Source organism: Alienimonas chondri (genome assembly GCF_013036045.1).
Lineage (GTDB): Bacteria > Planctomycetota > Planctomycetia > Planctomycetales > Planctomycetaceae > Alienimonas > Alienimonas chondri.
The window spans coordinates 25,345-48,180 of record NZ_WTPX01000021.1; the positions used below are offsets into that span (position 1 = coordinate 25,345).

The following is a 22,836-nucleotide window of genomic DNA, read 5'->3' on the forward strand; positions in this document are numbered from 1 at the left end:
GTTCTCCCGTGGCCCTGATAGGCTCCTCCGTTCGCCGGTTTGCGCCGGTCTCGCTCCTCGCTGTCGTGGCGGCGCTGTGCAGCGCCGCCGTCGGTCAGGCCGCGGACGAGACGCCCGCCCCCGCGGAGGTTCGCGCCTATCTGGAAGCGAACTGCGGCGACTGCCACGCGAACGGCAGCGCCGAGGGCGGGTTCGAACTCTCTTCTTTGCCCGATGACCCCACCCTGCAAGACGCCGGGCGGTGGGATCGCGTACACGATCGCATCCGCGACGGCGAGATGCCGCCCCCCGATTACGACGAACTGAACCGGTCCGAAAAGCGGGAATTTCTTTCGGACGTCTCCCGTTGGCTCGCCGCCAAGCAGCATCGCGAGATCGCCGAGGCCGGCCGCTCGCGGGGCCGGCGGTTGACCGCTCTCCAATTGGAGCGGTCGCTGCAATCCGTGTTGGGCATCGACACGCCGCTCTCGCACCTCCTCCCGCCGGATCGTCGCCATCACGGCTTCACCACGGTGACCGAGGGCGGTCTGAGCCATCACGATCTGGCCGCGCACCTCGAAGTCGTCGACGCGGCGCTGGACGAGGCGTTCGCACGCGCGCTCTCCTCTGACGAAACCTGGACGAAAGAGCTGTCCGCCAAGGATCTCGCCCGCAGAAATCCCCGGAGCCGCACCCGCGAGCCGGAACTGTTCAAGGAGATGGCGGTCACTTGGCAGACGCGGTTGGTCTACGTCGGCCGTCTGCCGGTCACGACCAGCAGGGACGGCGGCGGCTGGTATCGGTTCACGTTCGACGCTGAGGCCCTCAAGGCGCCGCCGGAGGGGCTGTGGTGCACGGTGCGGACGGGTCAGTTGACCTCCAGCGCCCCGACGATGGCGGACGTCGGCACGTTCCTCGTCACGGACCAGCGGAAAACCTACGCCTTCGAGGCTTGGCTGCCGGAGGGCCACATGTTCGAGGTGCGGCCGAACGACCAACGCCTCAAACAGGGCTCGACGCCCGGCGGACAGGTCGGAGCCGGCGAAATGCAGCCTCAGAACGTCGCCGGGCTGGGGATTCACCATGCCACCCTGACCCGCTTTCACCGTGGCCTGGACGACGCCAGCGTTCGCGAGCGTCTCTTCGGCGATGTGGAGGTGAATTGGGTCAAAAACCCCCGCCGCGGGCGCGGCGAGCCGGCCGGTTCGTTCCAGCCCCAGCCGCGGAATGCACGGGGGGCGATCGCTTCGCTAATGCGGGCCTTCGCCGATCGCGCGTTCCGTCGCCACGTTGATTCCGCCGCCCTCGCCCCGTACATCGCCGCGGCCCAGAACGATCTGGCCGGCGGGAAGTCCTTCACCGAGGCGCTGCGGGCCGGCTATCGGTCGCTGCTGTGCAGCCCGCGATTCCTGTATCACGTCGAGGAACCGGGCGAGTTGGACGGTCCGGCGCTGGCGTCGCGGCTCTCCTATTTCCTCACCGGCGCCCCGCCGGACGCCGAATTGACGACGCTCGGCGAGAGCGGCGAAATCCTCAAGGACGACGTGCTGCGGGAGCAGACTGAACGTCTGCTGACGCAGACCGCCGAAGAGAACGACCGCTACGGTGTGAACGGTCTCGACCGGTTCGTCGAGGACTTCGCCCACGAGTGGCTGGATCTCTCCGAACTGGACGCCACGGAGGTGACGAACCTCTATCCGAACTGGGATCCCACGCTGCAGATCTCCATGCGGGACGAGGCGCACGCCCTGCTGCGGACGATGCTCGCGGACGACCTGTCGGTGACGCACGTGGTCGACGGGGACTTCGCCTTCGTCAACGAGCGGCTCGCCGATCAATACGACCTGCCGCTCGAACAGAAGCCCGAGGCGTGGCGGCAGGAAAACGACGGCCTCACCCGGGTGGACCTGCCGTCCGACAGCCCCCGGGGCGGATTGCTCACCCTGGGAGCGATCCTGAAGCTGACCGCCGACGGCGCCGCCACCAGCCCGGTGCTGCGGGGGGTGTGGGCCTCCGAGCGATTGCTCGGCATCACCGTGCCCCCGCCGCCGGAGAACGTGCCCGCCGTCGAGCCGGACACCCGCGGCGCCCGCACGATCCGGGAACAGCTCGCCAAACACCGCGCCGATCCCAGCTGCGCGAGCTGCCATGTGAAGGTGGACCCGGTCGGTTTCGCCCTCGAATCCTTCGATCCCGCCGGCGCCTACCGCGACAGCTACATGGCCCGACGGAAAGGGAAGATCGTGCCCCGGGCGCCGATTGACCCGAGCTACGACATGCCCGACGGCCGGTCGTTCGAGGACATCGTCGGTTTCCAACAGCTGGCCGCCGGTCAGCCGGACGACCTCGCGGCGAACCTCGCCCGGCACCTGCTGACCTACGCGACCGGGGCGCCGCCCTCCTTCGCCGATCGGCGGGCGATCGACGACATCGTCTGGAAGTCCCGCGACGACGGCTTCGGCACGCGTTCCCTGCTGCACGCCTGCATTCAAAGCCCGCTGTTCCGCAGCAAGTAGCCCCCGCACACGACCGCGGCCAGCCAACGGCTCGCCGCTCTCCCCCGCATTCCCCCTTCCGTTCACATCCGCATGCCTGCTTTTCGCCCCGCCCGTCGTCCCGGCGACGCCCTGCCCCGCCGCACCATGTTGAGAGCGGCCGGGGTCGGCCTGGCCCTGCCGTGGCTCTCCGCGATGGACGGCCGTTCCTCCGCGGTCGCCGGCCCGCTCGATGAGACGCCCTTGGCGCCCGAGCTGCCGGAGATCGAGCAACAGGACGGCCCGCCCCGCCGGTTCGTCGCCTTCACGTTGAGTCTCGGCCTGCTGGGCGAGAACCTGTATCCGGAGCAGACCGGCAAGGATTGGAAGCCGTCCCGCTATCTCGAACCGCTGACGGACCTGCGTGACCAACTCACGCTGCTCAGCGGCGTTTCGCACCCCGGCGTCCGCAGCGGCCACCGGGCGGAAGCGAGCCTGCTGACCGCTAACCCCGCCGGCGGCAACGGCCGCGGCCGGAACACGATCAGCCTCGATCAGTACCTCGCCAAGCACCTCGGTGCGACGACGCGGTTCCCGTCGCTGGTGTTGTCCGGCGGCGGTTCGAACAGTCCCTGCTACACCGACGGCGGGGCGATGATCCCGGCTCAGGAAAGCGTCGAGGAACTCTTCGCCGACCTGTTCCTCGAAGAAGATCCCGACGTCCGCCGGCTGCACACCGCCCGCGCCGCCCACGGCCGCAGCGTGATGGACCTCGTGCTGGATGACGCGAATCGCCTGAGCCGCGAGGTCGGCCCCGGCGACCGCCGCCGCCTGGACGAGTACTTCTCCGGCGTCCGCGACCTCGAGGTGCGGATGGCCGCGGACGAACGCTGGGCCAAAGCGAAGAAGCCGCAGGTCGACGTGGAGCCGCCGGACGAGATCCGCGACGCGAACGAGTTCATCGCCAAACAGTCGCTGATGGCCTCGGTCGTCAAGCTGGCGTTGGAGACGGACTCCACTCGCTACGTCACCCACCACATCGGCGGATCAAACCGCACCGCGCCATTGCCGGGGGTGAACACCGGCTGGCACAGCCTGTCACACCACGGCAAGGACGAGAAGAAGCTGGAGCAGCTCGCGATCGTCGAGGGCGCCCTGATCGCCAGCTGGGCCGACTTCCTGCGGAGCCTGTCCGAAGTGAAGGAGTCCGGCCGCAGCCTGCTCGACAGCACCACCGTGCTGCTGACCTCGAACCTCGGCAATGCCTCGAACCACGACAACCGCAACATGCCCGTGCTGCTGGGCGGCGGCGGCTACAAGCACGCCGGGCACCTCGCTCACGACCGCAGCGACAACGCCCCGCTGCCGAAGCTGTTCACCACGATCGCCAACCGTCACGGCCTCGCGATCGACCGCTTCTTCGGCGAACCGGGTACGCAGAGCGGGCTGGAACTGGCGTAGCTTCGAGGGGCTGCTTGACCAACTTGAAGCGCCCGCGAGGGACACGGATGCCACTTAGGCTCCGCCCTCGCGGGCGCCTCGCCTGTTGCATCCGATAGATCAATGTGGCGTTTGTCTGTGCGTCCGAAGCGAAAGCGAGGCTCAGAACCGCTCCGCCTCGCTTGCGCTTCGGGCTCACGGAGGGCTCCGCAGACCGCTGCAGTAAACCGTGGAAGGCACTACCGCCCCGGTACGTCGCCGCTTTGCCACGCTTTCTGCAGGAACGTGTCGATGCGTTCCATCGTGGGCGTGAACCACGGTTCCCAGTTCCATTCGCCGTGCAGGCCGCCGGTGAGGACGAAGGTGTCCACGGTCACGTCAAGGTTCGACAGCTTGTCACGCAGGCTGTCGAACGAATCGAGCGAGTTCTCCCCGATCAGCAGCATCGGCGGGGCGTCCGCGGTCGCCCAATGGGCCGGCGAGGCGGCGGCGTAGCGCTCCGGCATTTCGTCGAACGAGCCGCCGAGGAACAGCTGGTAGTTGGATCCCGGTTGCCGGGACTGCTCGACGGCCCGTTCGCCCTCGGTGTCCGTCGGGCCGGCGACGACCACGGCGGCCTGCACCTTCGCGGAGACGGCGTCAACGCCGATCTGTTCGTCGGCGGGCGGGTTCATCGTCGCCAACAGCGCGGCGAGGTGGGCACCGGCGGAGAAACCGACCGCGGCGATGCGATCGTCGTCATAGCCGTACTGGTCCGCATTGGACCGCAGGAACTTCACCGCGTCCCGCACGTCGTCGATCGCCGCGGGGAACTTCGCGGTCCCGGAGAGTCGATAGTCGATCGACGCCACGGCATAGCCGCGTTCGGCGAGCCATAGGCCCTTGTTCCGCTCGCCGGCACGGTCGCCTTTCTTCCAGCCGCCGCCATGGATCAGCACGACGAGAGGCGGAGCCGTGCCGTCGTCCGTCGCTTTCGGCAGGTACAGATCGAGCGCCAGCTCGCCGGTGTCCCGCGTCGCGAAGGTCACGCCGTCCTTTACCGTGACGCCGTCCGCCGGTTCCAACGCCGGACGCACCACCTCGTAGCCCATCGGGGCGAGGGTCGCCTTGAGCTCGCGAAAGTTCTGCGGCTTCTGGCCTTCCGGCAGGTTCGGCGGCATCCCCTCGGCCGCGCCGCCGGCCGCCGGGGCGTCCCCTTCCCGCATCGCGGCGCCGGCCGTGCTCGGTTCCAAGCCCTTCAGATAGGCGAGCAACTCGAAGATTTCGTCCTCGGTGAACCGGTCCAGCAGCGCCTTGGGCATGAGCGAGGTGTCCGACTGGATCATGTCGAGAATGTCATCCCGCTTGATCACGTCCGGCTGTTTCGCCTCCGGGTTCTCGAGGATCGAAACGGATTCCTCATCCTCCGCGACCACCAACCCGGTGAGAACGCGGCCTTCCAAGGTCACGAGCTGGCGGACGGCGTACTTCGGATCGACGTGGGCGCTGGGGTCCAGCATCTCCCGCAGCACGATCCTGCCGTCCCCCTTCCAGCGCTCAAACACGCCCACCAGCGACGGGCCGACGAGGCTCGCGGTGGAATCGGAGCGGTGGCACTGGGCGCAGGTGGCTTCGGTGAAGATCCGCTGACCGATCTCCGGCGAACGGCCGGCGAGCTTCCGTTCGAGCGGGTCGCCGTCGGCGGGCAACAGATCGTCGACCGTCCACTTCTGCACGAACTCCCGCGTGTTGCCGATCGGGTCTTCCGGCACGGTCGGATTCGCGAGGTAGGCGTCGAGGTCCGGGACGACGACCATCACCCCGTACATCCGCATCCAGTGGCGGGGAAAGGTGCAGACGTAGGGGTACTCGCCCGGTTCGCTGGGGGCGGTGAAGGTGAGCCGGGAGGAGGCGTGGGCGTCGACCAGTTCCGTCGCGAACAACACGTCCTCACCGTCCGGGACGTACGGGTTGCCGGCCGATCCGCCCTCCGGGCCGACTTCCATCCCGCGGGCGGCGACGTCGCGCAACTGCCCCGGTGAGGTGACGACGAGGTTGTGCGGCATCAGGTCTTCGTTCTCCAGCAGCACCTGCACCGGGCGGCCGGCTTCGACGGCGAAGTAGGGGAGGTCGTAGCGCATCTCCTCCTCCACGGTTTTGATGCGGACGACCCGGACCACGACTTCCCGCAGCCGGCTCCGCAGCGCCTTCGCCTCGGCCACCGGCATCCGGGCGAACAGCCCGTCGGCCAACGACATCGCGTTCAGGAAGTCGTCGGTGGTGCGGTCGGCGGCGGGGGTGTTCTCCGCCAACTCGACCAGCGATTCGGCGAGCGTCGCGCTGACGCCCGGGTCGCGGTCCTCCGCGGGGACGGTCGCCAGCGTGCGGACGACCGTCGATCGCAGCGCCTCATCCCCCAGCAGCGGGGCGAGACGCAGGAAGGTGTCCGCTCGCTCCGTCGGGATCGAGGCGAGCGCGGCGATCGCGGCCCTCTTCACCGGCTGCGACGTGGACTCCAACAGCGCCACGACGTTCTCCCGCTGGGTGCCGCGGAACTCCGCCGTCGGCACGAGGGGGATCGCCGCGAGCCAGTCCCGCTGGCTTTCGAGCGTCGGCTTGGCGAGTTCCCACGCCGTTTCAAAGTCTCCGGCGGCGATCAGCCCGGCATACGCGGCGATGCGCTTCGGCCGGTTCTCCGCTTCGGTCGCGGCCTTCAACGCGTCCAGTTGCTCCGGGACGTACGCGGCCGGCTGTTGGAGCAGCAACGTCGTCAATTGGCTCGCGGCCCGGCGATCGCCGCGGTCCTCTTCGCCGAGCGGTTCGAGGACCCGCAAGATCTCGGTCACGGCCTCGGTGCCGTTCAGTTCGACCAACCCCGCCAGCGCCGCGGCCCGTTCTTTCGGGGAGACGCCGGGTCGGGTGAGGATCGCCTCGTACACCGGGGCGTACTTGGGATCGGTGGTCTCCCGTTCGACCAGCAAGAGCCGTGCGTCGTCCAGCCGTTTCAACTGGAACTCAACGATCCGCGGACTTTTATCGAGGAAAATCGTGGGCGGCTCCGGCTTCTCTGCCGGCGCCATCCCGGGCATCGCGTGATCGGCGTGGTCGCCGTGTTCATGCTGGGCAAATACGGGGGAGGCGGCGAGGCCCAGAAGCAGGGCAAAGGATAAGCAGCGAGACATGGGCGAGGCGGCGGCGGGGTGACGCGACGTGGGTGTCAAAAGATAACGCGGAGGCCCCGCGGGGCCTCCGCGTTACGGGCGGAGAGGCTCTTTACACGGGTTATTCCAAGGCCCGGAGCGTTTCTTCCAACGTGTAGTTCAGGAACGTGTCCGGGTCTTCGTTCGACTCCAACACGCCGAGCGCCAGTTCGAGGGCTTCGTCCCCCTCCATGTAGCTCAACGCCCGGAGGGCCTCGGCCTGCACGCGGGGATGCTCGTCCGCGATCCGCGGGGCGAGCAGGTCCAGCGGAGCGTCGACCTCATCCAACCAGAACGACAGCACCCGCACCGCGGCGGCCCGAGCGTGGTAGTCGTCGGCGTTCAGGAGTTCCTTCAACAGCGACTCGTTGACCTTTTGATGAGTCTGGTACTGCCAGAGGGCTTCGAGGCCGTGGTGGGTGAAGTTCTCGTCCTTCGGATCGAGAGCGTTCAGCCAGACGTCGACCGCGGCTAATACCTCGGCGCTGTCCCGGGCGGCAAGCTGCCGGCGGGCCATGTAGCGAGTCCGCAGCTCGGGAGCTTTCAACAGATCCAGCAGCGCCGGGATCGGTTCGCCGTCGATCTTGGGAGCCTTCACCAGCGGGCGATCCGGGTAGGTGACCCGCCAGACGCGACCGTGGGACTTATCGCGGTTGGGATCGCGGAGGTTGTGCTGCAGGTGGCCGATCAGAGCGTTGTGCCAGTCGACGATGTACAGCGAACCGTCCGGGGCGAACTGCATATCGATCGGGCGGAAGTTCCCGTCGCCGCCGGAGATCAGCATCGGCCGCTCGGTCGCGGTGAACCCGGTGCCGTCCTCCTGCATGTCGTAGTGCAACAGGGCGCGGTCGCCGATGACGTTCGTCACCAGATAGTCGCCCTGCACGTCCTCCGGGAAATGCCGGCTGGAGATGAGTTCGATCCCCGCAGACGGCCGGATCCGCTTCTTAAAGAACGGCGGATACGGGCGGTTCGGGTCGAGTTTCATCTCCTTGACGACGCGGTTCATCTGCGAGCCGCCGGGGTGCTTCTGCGGCCATTCGATCCGACCGGAGATCGGCGTGCCCCAGTAGTTTTCGCCGGGGGAGGCGTCGCCGATGAATTCCTGTCCCCACTTATCGAAGACATGCCCCCACGGGTTCGCGAAGGCGAAGGAGGTGTGCACGTCCACCGCTTCGGTGCGGGGGTTGTACCGCCAGATGCCCGCTTCGCTGAGCCGGTCCAGACCGTAGGGGTCTTCGACCTGGCTCATCTTGAAGGTGCCCTCCTGGAAGTAGAGATTCCCGCCCGGTCCCCACTCGAACGCGGCGATGCCGTGGTGGCTGTCGGCGGTGCCCAAGCCGGAGATCTGGCGAACGCGAACGTCCTTGCCGCCTTCGGTGAACTCGCGGGAGACGTCGATGTGGTCGTCGCCGTCCGTGTCCTTGAGGAACAGGATGTCCGGCTGCTGGGCGACATAGACGCCGCCCATGCCGAACTCGAAGCCGGTCGGCTGATGCAACCCGCCGGCGAAGGTCACGCAGCGGTCGGTTTTGCCGTCGCCGTCGTCGTCTTCCAGGATCAGCAGCTTGTCGTCGAGCTCCGTTTTGGGCTTCCAGTGCGGATAGGACGGCATGACGGCGACCCACAGCCGCCCCTTATCGTCGAAGTTCAACGCCACCGGGTTCGCCAGTTCGGGGAATTGCTCCTCCGAGGCGACCAGTTCGACTTTGTAACCCGGCGCCAAATCGAACGTCTCAAGCTGCACCTGAGCGCTGGAATACTCGAGCGAGCCCAGCTTGCCGCGTTTGCGGTTCGGGTCGTCGTCGCCGCCGACGTTCGACTTGGGATTCAGGAACGGCAGCGTGTCGGAGTCGTCCACCTCGTCGGGGACGCTTTCGCCGGAGGCCACGGCCCAGACGCGTTCGTCGCGGTTGGCGCTCATCTGGTCGAGAATGGCCAACTCGCGGTTCATCACGTCGCGGTTGTTATAGGTGCCGTCCGACCCCGCGTTGCCGCGCGGTCCCCAGATCGAATAGCCGTTGACGGCCCGATAGCGGTGCCACCAATGAAAGTTTTTATCGTTCAGTTCCGCGATGACCGCGGGGTTCGGCTCGCTCGGTCCGCCCTCGCCGAACAGGCCTTCCTGAAGGATCGGGGCGAGCGCCGCATACCCGGCCGCGTTCAGATAGGCGCCGTTCTTCGTCAACCGTTCGTCGCTTTGCTCGAAGAGCCGCAGCGTCGGACGGAACAGATCGACGAAGCCGACGTCCGTCGCTTCCGCAACGGCCTTCAGGCCGTCCGTGTACATTTCCAAACGTTGATTATGCGCCTTGCCGGTCGGAAGGTGCGGCTCGCCGGTGACCTCAAACGCGATCGGCGAGACCAGCACGATCCGCGGGGCGCCGTCGCCGCTGTAGTTCTTGGTCTTCGTCTCCTCGACCAGCCGGGTCATATCCGACTTAAAGTCTTCAAGACCCTCTTCTCCGGCGAACGATTCGTTGTAACCGAAGAAATAGAGAATCACGTCCGCTTCGACGTGCGTCAGGTGATCGTCCGGCGAGCCGAAGTCGCGGGTGCGGATGCGAGTGAACGGCTCGTCGCCGGGGAAGGCGAGGTTCCGAACGACCAGTTCCCGGTCCGCGAACCGCTGATGCAACAGCGCTTCCCACTCGTTGTGGTGCTGCAATCCCTCCGCGAGGGCGTTGCCGACCAGGGCGATATGGTCGTCGGCCTTTGGTTCTAACTCCGCCGCGTCGGCGGAGGTCAGCGAGACGGGTAGTACGCAGGCGAGCAGCGCCAGCGGGGATGTACGAATCATCATTCTTGAGAAGAAGTTCCGGGAGCGGGCAAACCGGGCAACAACGCGACGAGCGACGGGATCCCGTCGCTCGTCGCCGATGCGTTCAGTGTACGCAGCGGCCCGGGGAGTTGGCGACCGTGCGATCGACGCGGGTTCAGTCCGTCTTCGCGTCGCCGGCGGGCGGGATCGGCGTGTCCCAGCCGGCCATGTCCGACGGTTTGACGCCTTTCACATGGCCGCCGAATCGGAACGTGTTCGGTTGATACGGCCCGACCAGCGACACGTTCATGTCCGGTTCGATCTTCTCCTCCAGCCCCGCGGCCCAGAAGCAGGCGTTGACCAGCATGCGGCGGAAGCCGTCGTTGCGGAGATCCTCGGAGGCGCCGTACGTTGTCGTGAACACGCGACGAGACCCCGGATTCGAATCGGCCGGCCCCCAGGGGAGTTCGTACGTCCGGACCCAGGCCCCCGGCGCCGGTTCCTTGTCTTCCGCGGGCGGAGAGTCCGGCGTCATGCCCTGCAACGGCTGGGCGAAGGCCAACGTCGTGCTGTTCGGCATCGGGTCGGCCCAGTAGCCGCCGGCCTCGACCCACGGGTTCTTCACGCCGCGCAGGATGGGGTGATCGAGTTGCTCCTCATTCAGATCGAGCCGGGTGCTCATCACGTGGTTCTTGCCGTAGTGCCCCGCCCAGGTCTCGCCGAGGATCTGACGCCCGAATCCGCCTTCGTAGCCCTGCTCCTTCGACTGGAAGCTGTACCGGCCGTACCCGCTGTCGCCGGACATCTTGAAGGCGTGCGTCGCCGTCCGCAGACCGACGACCGGCCCGCCGCGGCGGAGGTAGAGGTCGATGTGCCGCATCTGATCGTCCGGCAGATTTTTGAATCGCAGGAAGTTGACCATCAGGTCCGCGTCCTTCAGCGCCTCCAGCCCCGGGATGTCGTCCGCCGCCGGATCGATCTCCCCTTTTTTGTTCTGGCTGAACAGCACCGTGCAATCAAAGCCGTGCCGCTTCGCGAGGATCCGGGCGAGGGCAGGGACCGTTTCTTCGGAGCGATACTCGTGGTCGCCCGCGATCAGCACGACCTTCGTGCCGGCGCCCGGTCCTTCTTCGCCTTTGTAAACGAGCGGCCCGTCCGCGGCGGACGTCGTTGCGGAACTAACCGTGAGGGCGACGCCGAACGTGAGGACGGCGGCGAGAATCGGGAGCGGCTTCATGAGGACTCGTCCGGGACGCGATGGAATCGGAGAATCCCAACGCATCGCCGGACCAAACGCCAGCGTCGACGGACTGACGGTGTTCTCTCGACGGACCATCGCATAGGCTGAATCCGATTCATCCTCAGCGAGCCTTCCCCTTTGCCGCCCGGAGTCCGCGTGACGTATCGCCCCGCATCGACGGCGCTTGTCGCGGCGCTCTGCGGAGCGCTGGCCTCGATCGCTTCCGCGACCGAACCGGATGAATCCTCGACGACGGCGGACCCGGTCGCGGGGCTGCTGACGGCCTCTTGCCTCGACTGTCACGCCGGCGACTCGGCGGAGGCGGGGTTTGATCTGGCGTCGCTCGACGCCCGCTCCCCGGCGACGCAGGCCGCAGCGTGGGAAAAGGTCGTCCGCAAGCTGCGCACCCGGCAGATGCCGCCGGCGAACGCCTATTTCGACGACGAACCGCTCCGCGACGCCGCGCTCGCGCGGCTTGAACTGGCCCTCGATCAGCACGCCGCGGAGTTCCCCAGTCCCGGCCGTACGGCGACGTTCCGCCGGCTCACCCGGACGGAGTACGCCAACGCGGTGCGCGATCTGCTGGGGGTGAAAGTCGATGCTTCCCTCTGGCTGCCGAAGGACGAATCGAGCCACGGGTTCGACAACGTGACCGTCGGCGACCTCTCGCCGACCCGCATGGACCGCTACGTCACCGCCGCCCGGTCGATCGCGCGGCAGGCGTTGGGGCGACCGGGCCGCGGGCCGTCGGGTCGCACGGTGCGTCTGCGGCCGGACCTCACCCAGGAGAACCACCTCGACGGCCTCCCGCTGGGCACGCGGGGCGGAGCGCTCCTCTCCCACCACTTCCCACGGACCGGCGACTACGAGATTCGCGTTCGGCTGATGCGCGATCGTAATGAGGAAGTCGAAGGGCTGAGGGGCCGCCACGAACTCGACCTGCTGCTCGACCGCGCCCCGATCGCCCGGTTCGAAGTCAAACCGCCGCGACGCGGCAAGGCCGGCGACGGCGGGGGCGACGACGGCTGGGAGGCCGCCACCCACGCGGACGTCGACCTGCACCTCGCGAAGCGGGTGAACGTGACCGCCGGTTCGCACGAGGTGGGCGTCGCGTTCCTCAAGGACGACGCTTCATTGGTCGAGACGGCCCGCCAACCCCACGAGGCCCGCTTCAACTTCTACCGCCATCCCCGCCGCACGCCGGCGGTGTATGAGGTGACGATCACCGGCCCCTACGGCGATCCGGCGGCGGATTCCTCGCCGGGCGACTCGCCGAGCCGCGAACGCATCCTCACCCACACGCCGGACGGTCCCGAGCAATGGGCTGGGTCTACGCACGCGATTCTCGCCCCATTGCTGCGTCGGGCGTATCGACGGCCGATCACGCCCGACGATCTCGCCAAGCCGCTCGCGCTGTTCGAAGCCGGGGCAGCGGTTGAGGGAAGCGACGCGGAGCGGTTTGAGGCGGGGATCGAACTGGCCCTCGCCGGCGTGCTGGTGAACCCCAACTTCCTGTTTCGCGTCGAACGCGACCCCGTCGATCTGCCGCCCGCGACCGCCTATGCGGTGGACGACGTCACGCTGGCGTCGCGGCTATCGTTCTTCCTCTGGAGCGCCCCGCCGGACGACGAATTGCTGACGCTCGCGGAGCAGGACAAATTGGGCGACCCGGCGACGGTGGACGCCCAGGTCCGCCGCATGCTGGCCGATCCGCGGGCCGCGGCGCTCGCGACGAACTTCGCCGGGCAGTGGCTGCACCTGCGGAATCTGGAGGGCATCACGCCGGACATGCGGGCGTTCCCGGACTTCGACGACAACCTCCGCACCGCGTTTCGCCGCGAGACCGAACTGCTGTTTGCGGAGATGGTCGAGGAGAACCTCCCGGTCACCCACCTGATCGCCCCCGGGCATGCCTGGCTGAACGAACGCCTCGCCGCCCACTACGGGATCCCGCACGTCCGCGGGAGCCATTTTCGCCGGGTGAACCTGCGTCGGGTCGATCTCGGAGCCGACCCGGCCCGTGGCGGTCTGCTGCGGCATGGCAGCGTGCTGACGGTCACCTCCTACGCGACCCGCACCAGCCCGGTGCTGCGGGGGAAGTGGGTATTGGAGAACCTCCTCGGCACCCCGCCCAAGCCGCCGCCGGACGATATCCCGGCTCTCGAAGAGAACACCGTCGCCGCGGGTCTGTCGGTCCGCGATCGCCTCTCCGCTCACCGGGCGCACGCGGCGTGCGCCTCCTGCCATGACCTGATCGACCCGCTGGGATTCGCCTTCGAGAACTACGACGCCGTCGGTCGCTTTCGGACGTTGGAGGACGAACTCCCGGTCGACCCGAGCGGCGCCTTCCCCGGCGGGGGGGAGTTGTCCGGCGTCGCCGATCTGGAGCGGGAACTGCTCGCCCGGCCGGACCTGTTCGTCACGACCCTGACCGAAAAACTGCTGACGTATGCTTTAGGTCGCGGCCTCGATCACCGCGACGCCCCCGCCGTCCGCGGCATCGTGCGACGGGCCGCGGAGGACGATTATCGGTTTGCCTCCCTGATCGCCGCAATCGTCGACAGCCCGCCGTTCCGTCAACGGACCGCGGCGCCGCCCGTCTCTCTCTCGGAGAACTCGAAATGAGCTTCGTCCCCCGTCGCGCCCTGCCGCGTCGCACCTTCCTGCGGGGAGCCGGCGCCGCCCTGTCGCTGCCGTTGCTCGATGCGATGGTGCCGGCGCTGACCGCCGTCGAACGCACGCCCGCCGCCCCGGCGAAGCTGCGGCGGCTGGGTTACGTCTACATGCCGATGGGCTGCGCCCCGGAGGCGTGGAAGCCCGCCGGGGGACTGACGCCCGGCGGCGATCCGCTGGGCGCCCTGCCCTCGACGCTCGAACCGCTGGAGGCCGTCAAGGACCGCGTCACGGCGATCGGCAACCTCGAACTTCGCAACGCTTACCCCGGCACACACGCCACCAGCAACGCCGCGTTCCTCTCCGCGGCGAAGGCCAAGCGGACCGAGTCCGCCGACTATCACCTCGGCACGACGGCGGATCAGATCGCGGCCCGTCAGCTCGGCGTCGACACGCGGTTGCCGTCGTTGGAGTTGGCGATGGATCTGATGTCGATGGTCGGCCAGTGCGACAACGGCTACGCCTGCGTCTATCAGAACAACCTCGCCTGGTCCTCGCCGACCACCCCGCTGCCCGCGGAGGCCCACCCGCGGTTGGTGTTTGAAACGCTGTTCGGCGAGGGCGGCACGCCGGCCCAGCGACGGGCCGATCTGTCGAATCGAGCCAGCCTGCTGGACAGCGTCACCGACGAGTTCGCCCGGCTCTCCCGCACCCTCGGCGCCGCGGATCGCACGCGGGTCAGCGGCTATCTGGAGAGCGTCCGCGAAGTCGAACGACGCATTCAGCAAGCGGAGGCCGAGACCCGCGACAACCCCCTGCCCGACCTCGATCGCCCCGTCGGCGTGCCCGCGAAGTACGCGGATCACGCCAAACTGATGTTCGACCTGCAGGCGTTGGCGCTGCGGGGCGACATCACCCGCGTCGTCACCTTCCAACTCGCCCGCGAGACCAGCAATCGGACCTATCCGGAGGTGGGCGTCGACGATCCGCACCACCCGCTCACCCACCACGGCAACGACCCGGCCAAGGTGGCGAAGGTCGCCAAGATCAACCGCTTCCACGTCGGCCTGTTCGCGGACTTCCTGAAGACGCTGCGAGACACCCCCGAAGCCGGCGGGAGCCTGCTCGATCATTCGCTGTACCTGTACGGCAGCGGGATGGGGAACCCGAACGTCCACGACCACGTCGATCTGCCGATCCTCGTCGCCGGCGGCGCCGCCGGGAACATGCGCGGCGGCCGACACATCCGCTACGCCGAGCCGACGCCGTTGGCGAACCTGCACCTCACGCTGCTGAACAAGGTGGGCGTGAATCAATCCGCCTTCGCCGACAGCGACGGCGAGGTCGCCGACCTGTTCGATCCGCTGGGGGTGTGACGATGAGCGCCGCGTTCCTCTCCGCCCTGCTGTTCGCCGCGGCCCCGCCGGCCGACGCGCCGCTCGCCGACGCCGTCGAAACCCGCGACGCCGCGGCCATCGATCGGCTGCTGGACCGGGAAGAACCGGGGGTGAACCTCGCCCAACCGGACGGCATGACGGCCCTGCACTGGGCCGTGCGACGCGGAGAGGATTCGATCGTCGCTCGGCTGATCAACGCCGGGGCAGACGCCACCGCGGAAACGCACTACGGAGTCACGCCGCTCGCGTTGGCCTGTGAACTAGGTGATGCGGGGATCGTGCGGCGACTGTTGGACGCCGGGGCCGATGCGAACGCCCGATTCCCGGACGGGTCGACGCCGCTGCTGAGCGCCGCCCGCACCGGTCGCCCCGCGGCTCTCAAAGCTCTCTTGGAGGCCGGGTCGAAGCCGAACGCCGCCGATCCCCGCGGTCAGACCGCGTTGATGTGGGCCGCGGCCGCGGGGCATGCGACGGCGATCGACGTGCTCGTCGCCGCGGACGCCAACGTGAACGCGACGCTGCCCTCCGGCTTCACCCCGTTCCTGTTCGCCGTGCGGGAGGGCGAGGTCGCCGCCGCCCGCCGGTTGCTCGCCGCGGGGGTCGACGTGAACGCCCCCGCGGAGGTGCGAAAGGGCGCCCGCAATGGACTCCGCAACGGCACGCCCCCGCTGGCGCTCGCCGTCGAAAACGGGCACTTCGAATTGGCCGCCGCCCTGCTGAACGCCGGCGCCGCCCCGGACGATCTCCGCTCCGGCTTCGCGGCGTTGCACGCGATCAGCTGGGTGCGCAAGCCGATGCGCGGCGACGGCGACCCGGCGCCGACCGGCTCCGGTTCGCTAACGAGCCTGGAATTTGTGCGCGTGCTGATCGACGCCGGCGCCGACGTGAATCTGCGGTTGAAGGGGTCCCCGCCCGGCCATCCGGGGCTGAACAAGAAGGGAGCGACGGCGTTCCTCCTCGCCTGCGAATCGTGCGACGTGCCGCTGATGACGGCGCTGCTGGACGCCGGAGCTGACGAAACGCTGACGAACGCCGACGGGACGACGGCGCTGCTGGCCGCCGCGGGCGTCGGGGCGCTCGGCAGCGGCGACGAACCGGCCGCGACGGAGGCCGAAGCCGTGGAGGCAGTGCGTTGGTTGCTCGACCGCGGGGCGAAGATCGACCTGGTCGATGACCGCGGTGAAACGGCGATGCACGGCGCCGCCTACAAGAACCGTCCGGACGTGGTCCGATTGTTGGCCGAGCACGGTGCCGACCCGGCGGTCTGGAACGTCGAAAACCGGTCGGGCTGGACGCCGCTGGAGATCGCCTCCGGCCAGCGTCGCGGCAACTTTCGCCCCTCCCCGGAAACGATCGCCGCGATTCAAGCCGTTCTCGCCCGCCCGTTCACGGTTCGCTCCGACTGAAGCGATCGAATCCATTTTCTTCAGGCGGCCCGAGACGGACTGAACGGCGATCAACCCGGGCGCTGACGGGGGCACGGCCGACGTTGAAGACGGAGAGCGCTCCTCCGGAGCAAGGAGCCAGTCCGGGGTCGTTGGCAATACCCCCCGATTGAGAGGGGAGGAACCGTAGTCGAAACGACGGCGCGGTGACGCGGGTCTGACGACGGCGAACGCCGTCCGAGCACGACGTTTGCCTACTTTGCAGGCGAATTGTTCGTGCATTGGGTTCGGCACGGCCGCTGCATTCCTATCACGGGCGGTTTCCCCCGATCCGCCTTCCCGACCCGCGTCGAACTGCTACCGTACCCCGGTATCGACCGCTCCCTCGTGAGCTGACCGTGTTCCGCTTCGTCACCCCGCTGGCCACGCTCGCCGCCGTGCTGACGCACGCCGTGCTGGGGTGCTGCGTGCATCACGCCCATGCGGGCGAGGCGCTGGGACATGGGAACGGCGTCGTGGAAACGCACGCCCATCACGGCGATGAGCCGCACGACGGCAACCACGACGATCACGGGCACGAACGTCACGGGCAGGACGACGGCGGCGGGTGCCACGAGTCCGACTGTTCCTGGCTGACGGCGCCGTTTACGGCTCCGCCGATCCTTAATGCGGGCGGTTTCTCGGCCCTGCTCGACGCGCTGCGGACGAGCGACGTTCGGGCGGATCGCGTCGCTGCGTGGGATCGCGGGGATCGATCGGGGTTTCGAAGCGGTCCGGGCGACCGCCTGCGCACGCGGGTCTTCCTGCTGTAGCGCGTCTCTGCGCCGACCGTGACGTCGGCGGCGCCTCCCGGAACTGACGGTCTGAATCCTCATCCGTGACGGATGCGGAATCGCCCGCGTCGCCCGGTCTCTTTCTGCCCCCGGTCCCGCCGTTCGGCGCGGCCTGCGCAGTCGCTTCTTCAACCTTCTCCCTCGGTGCTGCCATGCGCCTCGGCAAACGAAACGTCTCGGTTCTCAATCTCTCGCCAACGTGGCTGTCGATCGCGGCCGTCCCGGCCGTCGCGTTGGCTCTGTGGCTCTCCGCGGACTGGTGGGGGCCGCCCGTCTCCGCGATGGTCTTCGGAACGCCCCCCGGCGAGACGACGGCTGAGGAGGCCCACGACGACCACGGGGCCGGCGCCGGGGCGAACGAAGAGATTCGTCTGTCCGAGCAGGCCCGCGGGACGATCGGGGTGCGGACCGCGGAAGTCGCGCTCACCGATTTCGACCGCACGATCACGGTGCCCGGCGTCGTCGCGGAGCGGCCGGGCCGCACGTCGCTTCAGGTCTCCGCCCCGATGACCGGCGTGGTGACGGACGTCTTCGCCACGGAGGGGCAGGCGGTTCGTCCCGGCGAGACGCTGTTCGTCATGCGGCTGACGCACGAGGACGTGGTGAACGCCCAGACGGAGTACCTCAAAACGCTCGAATCGCTCGATGTCGAGGACCGCGAGATCGGCCGCTTGCAGACCGTCTCCCGCGGGGTGGTCGCGGGGAAGGTCGTGCTCGAACGACAGTACGAGAAGCAGAAACTGGAAGGGCTGCTGAAGGCCCAGCGCCAAAGCCTGCTGCTGCATGGGTTGGAAGAGGCGCAGGTGGACCGGATCGCCACGGACCGGAGCCTCGTGCGAGAGATTCGGGTCGTCGTCCCCGAGCCGCACGATCCAACCGCCGCGGGACATGACGAGCGCCATGATCCGACCGTTCGGGAGGCGGTTCGCGGCCTGCGGGCACAGGCGATCAGCTATCAGCCGAGCGCGTCGGAATCACAGCCGCCGCTGACGCTCGAACGGCTGACCGCCCATGCGGGCGATGCGGTCCAGGCCAACGCGCCGCTGGCGGAGTTAAGCGACCTGTCCCTGCTGTACATCGAGGGCCGCGCCTTCGAGCGGGACGCCGCGTTCGTCGCCGCCGCGGCCCGCGACAACCGGCAGGTCGCCGCGCTCCCCACGGACGAACTCTCCTCCGGTCCGGGCAGAACGAGCGCCGATCCGGTGACGGGGTTGGAGATCGCCCACGTCGCCAATCGCGTCGCGGCCGAGAGCCGCGCCCTGCCCTTCTACGTCCTGCTGCCGAACGAGATCGTCCGCGACTCCCGGAGCGTTCCAGGCGGGAACGGCGGCGCGCGCTTCCTGACTTGGAAATACAAGCCCGGCCAGCGGATGCGGCTGCGGGTGCCGGTCGAAACGTTCCGCGACGTGATCGTGCTGCCGGTGGCGGCCGTCGCGGAGGCGGGGGCGGAGCGGTTCGTATTCGTCGAGAACGGTTCGACCTTCGAGCGTCGGCCGGTGCGGGTGGAGTTTCGCGACGGCGGTTCGGTCGTGATCGCCGACGACGGCTCGCTGCTGCCAGGCGAGAGCGTCGCCGTCACCGCCGCTCACCAGTTGCAGATGGCGCTGATGAACGCCGCCGGCGGCGCCCCGGACCCCCACGCCGGCCACAGCCACTGAAAGGGGTTGAAGGTCGAAGGTGGAGAGTTGAAAGGCAGACCGCCGTTTCTCGTTCACGAAGCGCTCAATGACCGCCGCAGTCCGCTCAGCATTCGAGCCAGCTCCTCCGCTTCGGCATAGAGCGACTCGAAGCGTTCCTCAGTCAGAAAGCCTCGCCGGCGGGCGATGTGCAGTTGGGACGCCACCTCCATCAGCGACCCGTACGCGATCCCAATGAAACGGATGAAGTCTTTGCTCGATCCCCGCCCGCTGCCCTCAGCGATGTTCGACGAGACGGAGACCGACGCCCGTCGCATTTGGTTCGTGAGTCCGAACCGCTCGTCCGCCGGAAAACCCGCCGTCGCGTCATAGACGGCGTCCGCCCAGTCCACCGCTTTTCGCCAGACCGTCAGCTTCTCGAATCCGAACACGGCACGCTCCGGTTTGAGGCGGAAAAGCCGGCACTCTCAACTTCCGACCATCGACTCTCAACTCTCAACACCCCATGCTCAATGCCGTCATCCGCTTCGCCCTGCACAATCGCCTGCTGATTCTGGCGGGGGCGTTGCTGGCGTTGGGTCTCGGCGGGTGGCGGACCGCCGGTCTCACGATCGACGTCTTCCCCGACCTGAACAGGCCGCGGGTCGTCGTGATCACCGAGGCCCCCGGCATGGCGCCGGAGGAGGTGGAGACGCTCATCACCTTCCCGCTGGAGACCGTGCTGAACGGGGCGACCGGCGTGGAGGCGGTGCGAAGCAGCAGCGGCGTGGGCATCAGCGTCGTCTACGCGGAGTTCGCCTACGGAACCGATATCTACACCGACCGACAGATCGTCGGCGAGCGGCTGCAACTCGCCGCGGAGCGGATGCCGGAGGGCATTCGACCGTCGCTGGCCCCGATCAGTTCGATCATGGGGCAGGTCTTAATGCTGGGGATGTGGAGCGAGGACGGCAGCACCGGCCCGCTGGAATTGCGGACCATCGCCGACTGGACGATTCGCCAGCGCCTATTGACGATCCCCGGCGTGAGCCAGGTGTTCACGATGGGCGGCGGACGGAAGCAGTTTCAGGTCCTCGTCGATCCGGACGCCCTGCGGGCCTACGGCCTGACGTTGGAGGACGTGAAGCAGGCCGTCTCCGAGAGCAATCTCAACGCGACCGGGGGCTATCTGGACGAGCGCGGGCCGACCGAGCTGCTGGTCCGTGGGCTGGGCCGGGCGAAGTCCGCGGAGGATCTCGCCGGCGTCGCCGTGACGATCCGCGACGGACGCCCGGTCACGCTGGCGGATCTCGCCCGCGTGGTCGAAGCGCCGCAGGTCAAACGGGGCGACGCGGCGGCTCGGGTGAAAACCGAGGACGGCGAGAGCGGCGGGCCGGCCGTGGTTCTCACCATCGCCAAGCAGCCCGGCGCCGACACCCGGGCCGTCACCGACGCCGTCAACGCGGCCCTCGCCGACCTCGCTCCAGGCCTGCCGGACGACGTGCGGGTCCGCACGACCTACTCGCAGCGGAGCTTTATCGATCGCAGCATCGAGAACGTCGTGGAAGCCCTCGCCGACGGCGGGGTGCTGGTCGTCGTGATCCTGTTCGCCTTCCTGCTGAACTTCCGCACGACGTTCATCACCCTGACGGCGATCCCGCTGTCGATCGTGGTCACGGCGCTGGTCTTCGCGGCGTTCGGGCTGGGCATCAACACGATGACGCTCGGCGGCCTCGCCGTGGCGATCGGCGAGCTGGTCGACGACGCGATCGTCGACGTGGAAAACATTTTTCGCAGGCTCCGAGAGAACAAGCAGCGACCGGCCGCCGAGCGACTGCACCCCCTGATCGTGACGTTCCGGGCCAGCACGGAGATCCGCAGCTCGATCGTGTTCGGGACGGCGATCGTGGTGCTGGTGTTCCTGCCGCTGTTCGCCCTCGGGGGGATGGAAGGACGGCTGTTCGCTCCGCTGGGCGCCGCGTACGTCGTGTCGATCCTGGCGTCGCTGGCGGTCTCGTTGACGGTCACGCCGGCGCTCTGCTCGCTGCTGCTGGTCGGCAACCGCGGTTGGCACGTCGTCTCCCCGCTGCTGGGGCTGGGGATGAGCGCGGCGACCTTCTACTGGATCGCCCCCCGAGCCGCGGAGATTGTTCACTGGGACGCCCTGCACCCCACGCACCCGCTGTGGTGGACGCTGGCCCTCGCCCCGGCGTTCTGGATCGCTGTGGAGGCGCTGGACCGCTTCACCTCCGGCGGCGAAGAAGAAGGGCTGTTCCTGCGAGGGTTGCAGTGGGCGGCGGGCGGGCTGATCCGCGGGGCGACGCTGTTCGCCTGGCCCGTGCTGCTCATCACGGCGATCGCGGTCGCGGCGGCGGGGGCGAGGTTGTCCACGCTGGACCGGGACTTCCTCCCGCCCTTCAACGAGGGCGCCGTGCAGGCGAACGTGATTCTCGCCCCGGGCACGTCGCTGGAAACGAGCGACGAGATCGGCGCGATGGTCGAACGGCGTTTGATGCAGATCGACGCCGTCACCGCGATGGTCCGCCGCACCGGCCGGGCCGAACTCGACGAGCACGCCGAGGGGGTAAACGTCTCCGAAATCGTCTTGGACATCGATCCGAACGCCCCGCAATCCCGCGAGGAAACGCTGGAGGAGATCCGCGAGGCGCTCGCCGACGTGCCCGGCGTCGTGGCGTCCGTCGAACAGCCGATTTCGCACCTGATCTCGCACATGCTCAGCGGGGTGAAGGCGGACGTGGGCATCAAGCTGTACGGCGACGATCTGGACGTGCTCCGTCGGGAAGCTCAGCGGATGAAGGTCGCCGTCGCGGACGTGCCCGGCCTGACGGACCTGATCGTCGAACCGCAGGTGGTCATTCCCCAGCTGCGAATTGAGGTGGACCGCGACGCCCTCGCCGCGAACGGCCTGCGACCGGCCGAGGTGATGCGCTACGTCGGCACCGCCATGAACGGCGAGGTGGTCTCCGAGGTGCTGGACGGTCAGCGCACCTTCGATCTGCTGGTGCGGCTGGACGAGCCGTTCCGCGAAGACCTGGACGCCCTCCGTCGTCTCGCCCTGACCACGCCGGAGGGCGGACAGATCCCGCTGTCGTCGGTGGCGCAGGTCTACGAGGGCGGCGGTCCAAACACAATCAACCGGGAGAACGTCCGCCGTCGCATCGTCTTGCAGGCGAACGTGACCGACCGCGGCGTGGTGGAGGTCGTCGCGGACGTGAAGGCCCGTCTCGCCCAGCTCGATCTGCCGCCGGGGTACTACATCGAGTACGGCGGCCAATTCGAGAGCCAGCAGAGCGCGACCCGCGTGTTGGGCGCCCTGACGGCGGTGTCGGTGCTGGGGGTGTTCCTCGTGCTCTATACGCTGTTCGGATCGGCGAACTTCGCCTTACAGGTGATGGCCGCGCTGCCCACCGCGTTCGTCGGCGGGGTGATCGCGCTGGTCGTCACGGACCAAACGCTGACCGTCGCGGCGCTGGTCGGGTTCATCTCCCTTGCCGGCATCGCCAGCCGCAACGGCATTCTGTTGCTGAACCATTACCTGCACCTCGTTCGGCATGAGGGCGAGGACTGGACCCGCGGCATGGTCGTGCGAGCCGGCCGGGAACGGCTGGCGCCGGTGCTGATGACGGCCCTCACCAGCGGCATCGGCTTGGTCCCGCTGGCGCTGGCCGCCGGCGAGCCCGGCAAGGAGATCCTCTACCCGGTCGCCACGGTGATCATCGGCGGACTGCTGACCAGCACCGCCGCGGAGTTCGTCGTCCGTCCCGCACTGTTTTGGGCGATCGGCCGCCCCGCCGGCCGGCGACTGGCCTCGTCATCCGGCGGCCCCGTGAAGCTGACGGAAGAGTCCGAAGCCCACGCCTGAAGCGTTCCCCGGGCGCCGGCCCCCCCGCCGCCCACT

General features: G+C 68.3%; 12 protein-coding genes. 8 read left to right on the forward strand and 4 right to left on the reverse strand.

Annotated elements, in window-relative coordinates; genetic code table 11:
• The first annotated feature begins 8 nt into the window (after positions 1 to 8).
• Together LzC2_RS05180 and LzC2_RS05185 are read left to right on the forward strand one after the other, a co-directional pair.
• Positions 9 to 2,495 carry a DUF1588 domain-containing protein gene (locus LzC2_RS05180; protein ID WP_171184475.1) on the forward strand — a complete coding sequence of 829 codons (2,487 nt, stop codon included), beginning with the start codon at positions 9 to 11 and terminating at the stop codon, positions 2,493 to 2,495.
• A gap of 72 nt (positions 2,496 to 2,567) precedes the next feature.
• A complete protein-coding gene (locus tag LzC2_RS05185; protein WP_206678564.1) occupies positions 2,568 to 3,914 on the forward strand; it encodes a DUF1552 domain-containing protein in 1,347 nt (448 codons plus the stop codon).
• A 218-nt stretch (positions 3,915 to 4,132) separates the two neighbouring features.
• Here the strand turns inward: LzC2_RS05185 and LzC2_RS05190 are convergent, their stop codons facing one another.
• From LzC2_RS05190 to LzC2_RS05200, 3 genes are all read right to left on the reverse strand, one after another.
• A complete protein-coding gene (locus LzC2_RS05190) occupies positions 4,133 to 7,054 on the reverse strand; it encodes an alpha/beta fold hydrolase (RefSeq protein WP_171184477.1) in 2,922 nt (973 codons plus the stop codon).
• A gap of 100 nt (positions 7,055 to 7,154) precedes the next feature.
• On the reverse strand, positions 7,155 to 9,872 hold the full coding sequence (locus tag LzC2_RS05195) for a PVC-type heme-binding CxxCH protein (protein WP_246254768.1): 2,718 nt from the start codon (positions 9,870 to 9,872) through the stop codon (positions 7,155 to 7,157).
• A 136-nt stretch (positions 9,873 to 10,008) separates the two neighbouring features.
• On the reverse strand, positions 10,009 to 11,070 hold the full coding sequence (locus LzC2_RS05200; protein ID WP_171184481.1) for a ThuA domain-containing protein: 1,062 nt from the start codon (positions 11,068 to 11,070) through the stop codon (positions 10,009 to 10,011).
• A gap of 159 nt (positions 11,071 to 11,229) precedes the next feature.
• On the opposite strand from LzC2_RS05200, the gene LzC2_RS05205 reads away from it, so the two are divergent.
• The 5 genes from LzC2_RS05205 (at position 11,230) to LzC2_RS05225 (ending at position 18,959) form a co-directional block, all read left to right on the forward strand.
• Positions 11,230 to 13,698, forward strand: coding sequence for a DUF1592 domain-containing protein (locus LzC2_RS05205; protein WP_171184483.1), 2,469 nt, complete (start codon positions 11,230 to 11,232; stop codon positions 13,696 to 13,698).
• Positions 13,695 to 15,062, forward strand: coding sequence for a DUF1552 domain-containing protein (locus LzC2_RS05210; RefSeq protein ID WP_171184489.1), 1,368 nt, complete (start codon positions 13,695 to 13,697; stop codon positions 15,060 to 15,062). Before LzC2_RS05205 ends, LzC2_RS05210 begins: the two co-directional genes overlap by 4 nt.
• Positions 15,063 to 15,064: 2 nt before the next feature.
• Positions 15,065 to 16,489: an ankyrin repeat domain-containing protein gene (locus LzC2_RS05215; RefSeq protein WP_171184491.1), complete on the forward strand. Its 1,425-nt coding sequence runs from the start codon at positions 15,065 to 15,067 to the stop codon at positions 16,487 to 16,489.
• 377 nt (positions 16,490 to 16,866) lie between these two features.
• Entirely contained in the window at positions 16,867 to 17,280 is a 414-nt protein-coding gene (locus LzC2_RS05220; protein ID WP_171184493.1) for a hypothetical protein, read from the forward strand.
• Positions 17,281 to 17,453: 173 nt separating this feature from the next.
• Positions 17,454 to 18,959: an efflux RND transporter periplasmic adaptor subunit gene (locus LzC2_RS05225; protein WP_171184495.1), complete on the forward strand. Its 1,506-nt coding sequence runs from the start codon at positions 17,454 to 17,456 to the stop codon at positions 18,957 to 18,959.
• A 53-nt stretch (positions 18,960 to 19,012) separates the two neighbouring features.
• On the opposite strand, the gene LzC2_RS05230 is transcribed toward LzC2_RS05225, so the two are convergent.
• On the reverse strand, positions 19,013 to 19,369 hold the full coding sequence (locus tag LzC2_RS05230) for a four helix bundle protein (protein WP_171184496.1): 357 nt from the start codon (positions 19,367 to 19,369) through the stop codon (positions 19,013 to 19,015).
• 74 nt (positions 19,370 to 19,443) lie between these two features.
• On the opposite strand from LzC2_RS05230, the gene LzC2_RS22105 reads away from it, so the two are divergent.
• A complete protein-coding gene (locus LzC2_RS22105; RefSeq protein ID WP_171184497.1) occupies positions 19,444 to 22,800 on the forward strand; it encodes an efflux RND transporter permease subunit in 3,357 nt (1,118 codons plus the stop codon).
• Positions 22,801 to 22,836: the final 36 nt, after the last annotated feature.